The sequence below is a fragment of the Lactococcus petauri genome (assembly GCF_002154895.1).
GTDB lineage: Bacteria > Bacillota > Bacilli > Lactobacillales > Streptococcaceae > Lactococcus > Lactococcus petauri.
Genome location: NZ_MUIZ01000048.1, coordinates 1 through 304, shown reverse-complemented (window position 1 = coordinate 304; position 304 = coordinate 1). Strand labels below are relative to the sequence as shown.

Genomic DNA, 304 nt, shown 5'->3' with positions numbered 1-304 from the left:
GATTCAAAATCAGAATCAATGAGCACATCAGACAGTGCATCAAGTTCAGCTTCAGATTCTAAGTCAGAATCAATGAGTGATTCTACAAGTCCATCAGACAGTGCATCAAGCTCAGCTTCAGATTCTAATTCAGAATCAGTGAGTGATTCTACAAGTACATCAGACAGTGCATCAAGTTCAGCTTCAGATTCTAAGTCAGAATCAATGAGTGATTCTACAAGTACATCGGACAGTGCATCAACATCAATGTCCGATTCAAAATCAGAATCTACAAGCACATCAGACAGTGCATCAAGTTCAGCTT

Annotated in this window: 1 protein-coding gene; it reads right to left on the bottom strand. The window is 39.1% G+C overall.

Translation table 11 applies throughout. The features are described from left to right. A partial coding sequence (locus BZZ03_RS12095) for an MSCRAMM family adhesin SdrC (RefSeq protein ID WP_233129003.1) occupies positions 1-304 on the bottom strand: 304 nt, incomplete at both ends.